The organism is Bradyrhizobium sp. P2_E8 (genome assembly GCF_056403875.1).
Map to the genome: position 1 here is coordinate 1 of NZ_JBFUES010000494.1, position 5,480 is coordinate 5,480.

4 protein-coding genes are annotated in these 5,480 nt (G+C 60.7%); 3 read left to right on the top strand and 1 reads right to left on the bottom strand.

Features of this window, described 5'->3' with window-relative positions:
• Together tssH and AC1D00_RS24545 are read left to right on the top strand one after the other, a co-directional pair.
• Window positions 1-1,856 (top strand): type VI secretion system ATPase TssH (tssH, locus tag AC1D00_RS24540; protein WP_477012426.1); only part of this gene is annotated, 1,856 nt, incomplete at its 5' end.
• A gap of 5 nt (window positions 1,857-1,861) precedes the next feature.
• The gene (locus tag AC1D00_RS24545; RefSeq protein WP_477012427.1) at window positions 1,862-3,448 is read left to right on the top strand and encodes a class I SAM-dependent methyltransferase; all 1,587 of its coding nucleotides are present in this window, start codon (window positions 1,862-1,864) and stop codon (window positions 3,446-3,448) included.
• A gap of 88 nt (window positions 3,449-3,536) precedes the next feature.
• On the opposite strand, the gene AC1D00_RS24550 is transcribed toward AC1D00_RS24545, so the two are convergent.
• Entirely contained in the window at window positions 3,537-4,232 is a 696-nt protein-coding gene (locus AC1D00_RS24550) for a hypothetical protein (protein ID WP_477012428.1), read from the bottom strand.
• Window positions 4,233-4,367: 135 nt separating this feature from the next.
• Here AC1D00_RS24550 and AC1D00_RS24555 point away from each other — a divergent pair, with 135 nt between their 5' ends.
• A complete protein-coding gene (locus AC1D00_RS24555; protein ID WP_477012429.1) occupies window positions 4,368-5,246 on the top strand; it encodes a hypothetical protein in 879 nt (292 codons plus the stop codon).
• The last annotated feature ends 234 nt before the right edge of the window (window positions 5,247-5,480 follow it).

Sequence of the window (5,480 nt, forward strand, 5' to 3'; positions counted from 1 at the left end):
GTGTAAGGCTTTGTGCGCTCGACATCGGCCTGATGCAGGCCGGTGCCTCCATGAAGGGTGAGTTTGAGCAGCGCTTGAGGTCGGTGATCGACGAGGTCCAGAGCTCACCCACCCCCATCATCCTGTTCATCGATGAAGCCCACACGCTGATCGGCGCCGGCGGCGCGGCCGGCACCGGTGATGCGGCCAATCTCCTGAAACCTCCCCTCGCCCGTGGCACGCTGCGCACGATCGCCGCCACCACGTGGGCAGAATATCGCCAGTATATCGAGAAAGATCCCGCGCTCACACGACGCTTCCAGCCGATCCAGATCGATGAACCGGACGTGGAGACCTGCTGTATCATGCTGCGCGGACTTCTCGGTCCGATGGAAAAGCACCACGGCGTTCGCATCTCGGATGCAGCGATCGTCGCAGCGGTCAACTTGTCCCACCGCTACATTCCTTCACGGCAGTTGCCGGACAAGGCGGTCAGCCTGCTTGACACCGCCTCGGCACGCGTGGCGATCAGCCAGAGCGCGACACCGGCCCTGATCGAGGATGCACGGGTTGCGATTGCCGCCCGTGAAGCTGAGAGATCGGCACTCGTCAGCGACGGCGATCTTGGGATTGAGGACGACGAGCGCATCGTAGTGATCGACAACGACATCGCAGCACTGAAGGACAAGCTGACGAACCTCGAAGCCGATTGGGCCGCAGAGCAGGAGCTCGTCAAGGACATCCGCAGCATTCGGGAGATCCTGTCCGAACCCAAGGAAGGCGACGATCCGGCTGCCAAGCGCGCGGAGCTGCGCGGCAAGTTCGACACGCTTGAGAGCATCAATCCGGAAAAGCGGATGGTCTACGCCCATGTAGACCAGCAGTCGGTGGCGTCCGTTGTCTCTGACTGGACCGGCATCCCGGTCGGCCGGATGATGCGCGACGAGATCGAAACCGTGCTGAAGCTACCGGAGATCCTCAACCGCCGCGTCGTCGGCCAGTCCCATGGGCTGACGATGATCGCCAAGCGAATTGAGACCAGCCGCGCCAAGCTTGACAACCCGTCGAAACCGATCGGCGTGTTCATGCTGGCTGGTCCGTCCGGAGTGGGAAAGACCGAAACCGCCCTGGCGCTTGCCGAGACTCTTTACGGTGGCGAGCAGAACATGATCACGATTAACATGTCGGAGTTCCAGGAGGCGCACACCGTCTCGACCTTGAAGGGAGCGCCTCCCGGCTATGTGGGCTATGGCGAAGGTGGACGCCTCACCGAGGCTGTCCGGCGCAAGCCCTATAGCGTCATTCTGCTCGACGAGGTGGAGAAAGCTCATCCCGACGTCCACGAGATCTTCTTTCAAGTGTTCGACAAGGGAACCATGGAGGACGGCAACGGGCGGCGGATCGACTTCAAGAACACGCTGATCATCCTGACCACCAACGTCGGCACCGATCTGATCATGGGCCTCTCGCGAGATCCAAGGTATCGCAGCGAGCCGGAAGAGCTCGCCAAGATGCTGAGGCCGGAATTGCTGAAGGTGTTTCCTGCAGCGCTGCTCGGACGCATCGTCTCGATACCGTACTTCCCGCTATCCGACGAAATGCTCGCCGGGATCGCTCGGTTGCAGCTCGACCGGATCGGACGACGCCTCCGTGACAACCATAACGCGGCCTTCAGCTACGATGACGCCGTCGTGGAGCACATTGTGTCACGTTGCAACGATCCGGACTCCGGCGGGCGAATGATTGACAACATCATCACCAACACCCTGCTCCCGGAGCTGTCGCGCGAATTCCTCAGCAAGTCGCTTGCCAAGGAAGAAGTCAAGCAAGCGCGGGTCTCGATCGAGAACGACAAGTTCGCATATTCGTGGAATTGAGGACGATGAACATTCAAACCGAGCATCGCCACCCGAGCACCGGTCCCACGCCATACGACGAGGTCTACTACCCCGGCCACGTCTACGGGCTCACTCATCCGAACCATCTCGCTACCATTGCTGCCGTCTACGGCATGCAGGCGGCTCCGGTCGAGCGTTGCCGGGTGCTCGAGCTTGGCTGCGGCGTTGGCGGCAACCTATTGCCGATGGCCTTTCAATATCCAAACAGCGAATTCGTCGGTGTCGACCTGAGCGGCGTGACGATCGAGCGCGGCCAGCGAAATATCGCCACATTGGGCCTGAGCAATATCAAGCTCCTCCATTGCGACATCATGAACGTCGACGCTAGCTTCGGGCAGTTCGACTACATCATCGCACACGGCGTGTATTCCTGGGTGCCGCCGGCGGTGCGCGAGAAGATGATGATGATCTTCAAGCAGAACCTGGCTCCGCGCGGGGTCTGCTACGTCAGCTACAATGCGCACCCGTTCTCGCATCTTCGCGACATGGTCCGCGACATGATGCGGTATCACACCCGCCGTCTCACCGACATGAAGGAGAAGGTAGGACAGGCCCGCGCGATCTTGAAGTTCCTGAGCGACGGCTCGAAGGCCAACTCGGTGCACGGCGCAGTTATGCGCGACCAGTACAACCGCGTCCTCAAGTCCCCCGACGAACTTTTATTTCACGACGATCTCGATGATGGTGCCGAGGCATTTCTCCTGCATGAGGTCGCCGAAGATGCAAACCGTCATGGCCTGCAATATCTGGGCGACGCTGATTTCTCACGACGCTATCTTGCCGGCTATTCCGAGGAGGTTCGCGCAACGCTGCAGCGCTTCCCGGAAAGCGAGTTCATGGCGCGCGATCAATATCAGGACTTCATCGACGGCAACGGCTTTCGGCGCACCTTGCTCTGCCACGACAGCATTTCGCTATCCCGCCAGATCGACCTCGATTTCGTCACCAGGTTCCATTTGCTGAGCACGACCAACCCGGTCCATCCCGACGCCTGCGTGACTGACGAATCCACGGTAGAGTTCGAGAACCAGGACGGCAGCAGGGTCACGGTAACCAATCCGATCTTGAAGGCTGCGTATCTATGTCTCGGCCGGGCCTGGCCGCGAGCATTATCGTTTGGCGAGCTGCTCGATGGCGCTCGCGCGCTGCTGGGCGGCCGACACGCGGATGATGACGAAAAAGTGCTGACGGAGGCAATGTTCATCCTGGCTTGCAGCGGCGAGGTTTCGTTCCTGCTCTCGCGCCCATTTCTGTTGAAGGAAGCTTCCGAGCATCCGCAGGCGAGCCTGCTCGCACGAAGACAAGCGCAAACAGGTCCGCTCGTCACCAACCTCCTCCACCAGACGGTACAGTTGGAGGACGACCGGACCAGGGATTTCCTGCAATTGCTCGACGGTGCGCGGACTATCGATCAGATCACGGCCGAAATGACCGAAAGATTCGGCCCGACCATCCAGGTAGACCAGAAGGATAGTGCCGGGAAGCCTGCCGATCCGTTGTTGCTGTCAACGCGAGAAAGCGTTCAACGCTCGCTTGCGATGGTCGGCAAGCTGGGCCTGCTGGTCGCATGACGCGCTCAAGTGCGTCGGTTCCGTTGGCGATGAACGGCAGGAGTTGGAAGCTCCTGCCATTTCCTGAAACGGATGCGGCCCTGGCACTCTAGCCGTCGTGGGTATATTGCTGGCCGAGGAGCCATCCCGTGAGAATACCGCCTGGTCCGCGCGTATAGACCGGATCAAAGCCAACACCTGCGCGCAGCATCTTCCATTCATGCTCGCCGACCCAGGGAATCCCGGGATCGCCCTTCTGATACTGGGACAGGAGCGTTCGGGCGACCTCTGCGGCATTGGCGTAGATCGGCCCGTTGGCCCAGCGAGGGCGCGGCAGGCCTGTCATGCGGCAATAGAGCGCCGTGCAGACGTAGGCAGACGCCTCTTCCGCATTGGCATCAAGGCCGGTACGCAACAGATCGTATGCCGCATGCAGGCTTTCGTGGACGATATAGGCCTCATCCAGCCGCCCCGTCGCCGACACGACCTCCAGCGTATTGGCGGCGACCGCTGTGCCGTCGGCTCGGGTTCGCGCGACATCGTTATATTGCGCAGCAACACCCGCTGCGAGATCGGTCGGAGCCGCGACGGTGACCTGCCCCAACCGGATCGCCCGGGCAACGTGATGGAACGTTTGCGGCGCAATCGTCACATGGCTGCCGCGGATCGGAAACCGGAACCGCATGCGTGCGACCGCCGGGCCATTGAGTACGTCTAACACCCTGCTCCGCAGTGACATTTGATCGTCCTCGTTGTTCACACTACCCCACGGATGGTGGTCGCCGTGTCCGATCGGCAGGTTCAAACAGTCAATGTGCTGGCGCGACAGGAATTCGAATGACCTGGGCCGGGCGGTAGCTTGATCGAACGAGCCGGCATTGAACCCGAGCCCGTTCGGGTGAGACCAATCTGAGGGGAGGATTGGCTCGGAGGGCGTTCCATGACGACGACTGATCCGACGACGACCGACACTTACCGGAAGATCGCGGCGCGACTGACGATGCTTCGGCCGCAGATCGATTTGAAGAATTACTTTGCCGGCCCCAACCCGGATGTGCGCCTTTATGACGAGAAGCCCTACATCCGACACCAACTCGAGAAGTATGGTGTCGCTGCCGCGACGACCACACTCGACGGCGTCACCTTCTTGCCCAAGGACTGGGAAGAGCTGATCAAGAAGCTGCGCATTGCCAAGACGACGGACGGATTCGACGCCTTCGCAGAAGGGCAGAGCCCGGAGAAAGCGTCGCATTGGGCCCTCGATCTGTCGATGGCGGCAACGATCGGCAAGGGGTTTCGGGAGATCTGGCGCCCAAAGCTGTCGGACAGGCCGCTCTCAACGCGGGATCTCCCGGGCCGCCACGGCTTCGGGCTCGGGCGCGACCGCGGACAATGGAGCGACGCCTACAGTTCGCAATTCGGCAAGGACCCGCAGCCCCAGGACATCACCTCGCTGCATTTCGCCGTAGCACCTGATCGGGTGAACGTGCACATCGACGAAACGGGCTTCGTGTTCGAGGGCGTGGACGGTGCGCTTACGGTCGGGCCGAACTTCGTGCATCACGCCGGCAATGAACTGTTCTGGAAGAGCAACAAGCATATACCGCAATGGGCCGCAGAGCACATCGATCTGATCCTGCCGAACAGCGCGAACGACTTTTCGCGCGTGGGCATTTCAGTCGACATGTACCAACGCAAAGACTTGCGCGTTACGGTCACCGGCTCCTGCGGAATTTTCGGCGGCTTTGAGTGCTCGGGAACGGTGAGCATCAGCGGAACGCATGATCTGCTCGGTTCGAGGTCAAAAGGCCGGCGCTAAAGCGGACATTGCTCGTTCGACATTGCTCCGTGTCTACGCCTCCAAGCTACGAATGTCCTCGATTTGCCACTGCCAGGTCGTGGCCCGAATGAATGGAACTATCGAGCCGCCTCGAGGTAGCGGCGGCCAAGATATTGGGGGCGAGAAMGCGTAGTTCCGCTGGAACCAGCAGGGGAGGCCTCACATTGCCGAACCAGGAAAGGCCCTTGAAGCCTGTCGTCGAAAGCTATGTAC

Bases quoted from the DNA above. Each gene is read 5' to 3' on its own strand.
- AC1D00_RS24555 (WP_477012429.1), top strand. From the start codon at position 4,368: ATGACGACGACTGATCCGACGACGACCGACACTTACCGGAAGATCGCG.
- AC1D00_RS24545 (WP_477012427.1), top strand. From the start codon at position 1,862: ATGAACATTCAAACCGAGCATCGCCACCCGAGCACCGGTCCCACGCCA.